This window comes from Staphylococcus sp. HMSC068C09, assembly GCF_001813735.1.
Lineage (GTDB): Bacteria > Bacillota > Bacilli > Staphylococcales > Staphylococcaceae > Staphylococcus > Staphylococcus hominis.
In genome coordinates this window covers 30,347-31,004 of sequence record NZ_KV813771.1, presented here as the reverse complement: position 1 = coordinate 31,004, position 658 = coordinate 30,347, and the positions used below count along the sequence as shown (strand labels likewise).

At 51.5% G+C, this 658-nt stretch carries 7 tRNA genes (1 of these 7 only partly in view); all 7 read left to right on the top strand.

Annotated features, from left to right (window positions below):
* Window positions 1-27, top strand: a tRNA-Ser gene (locus tag HMPREF2930_RS11670) (it extends 129 nt beyond the left edge of the window).
* 26 nt (window positions 28-53) lie between these two features.
* Window positions 54-127, top strand: a tRNA-Met gene (locus HMPREF2930_RS09385).
* 28 nt (window positions 128-155) lie between these two features.
* Window positions 156-229, top strand: a tRNA-Ile gene (locus HMPREF2930_RS09380).
* 9 nt (window positions 230-238) lie between these two features.
* Window positions 239-331, top strand: a tRNA-Ser gene (locus HMPREF2930_RS09375).
* 10 nt (window positions 332-341) lie between these two features.
* Window positions 342-415 (top strand) — tRNA-Met (locus tag HMPREF2930_RS09370).
* Between the two features lie 8 nt (window positions 416-423).
* A tRNA-Asp gene (locus tag HMPREF2930_RS09365) sits at window positions 424-499 on the top strand.
* Between the two features lie 35 nt (window positions 500-534).
* Window positions 535-624: transfer RNA gene (locus tag HMPREF2930_RS09360), tRNA-Ser, on the top strand.
* Window positions 625-658 lie beyond the last annotated feature (34 nt).

The following is a 658-nucleotide window of genomic DNA, read 5'->3' as shown; positions in this document are numbered from 1 at the left end:
GCGGTTCGATCCCGCTAGTCTCCACCATTTAAATCATTTACAAACTATATAACGGCGGTGTAGCTCAGCTGGCTAGAGCGTACGGTTCATACCCGTGAGGTCGGGGGTTCGATCCCCTCCACCGCCACTAATTATTAGTTGTAGAATTAAAATTTGGACCTTTAGCTCAGTTGGTTAGAGCTAACGGCTCATAACCGTTCGGTCGCAGGTTCGAGTCCTGCAAGGTCCATATAATTTTGGAGGAATACCCAAGTCCGGCTGAAGGGATCGGTCTTGAAAACCGACAGGGCCTTAACGGGCCGCGGGGGTTCGAATCCCTCTTCCTCCGCCATTTTTATTATCGCGGGATGGAGCAGTTCGGTAGCTCGTCGGGCTCATAACCCGAAGGTCGGTGGTTCAAATCCGCCTCCCGCAATTTGTTTTGGTCTCGTAGTGTAGCGGTTAACACGCCTGCCTGTCACGCAGGAGATCGCGGGTTCGATTCCCGTCGAGACCGCCATCTAATAATTTAATAGCAATTTACCTATAAAATGTGGAGGAATACCCAAGTCCGGCTGAAGGGATCGGTCTTGAAAACCGACAGGAGCTTAACGGCTCGCGGGGGTTCGAATCCCTCTTCCTCCGTATTTGGTCTCGTAGTGTAGCGGTTAACACGCCT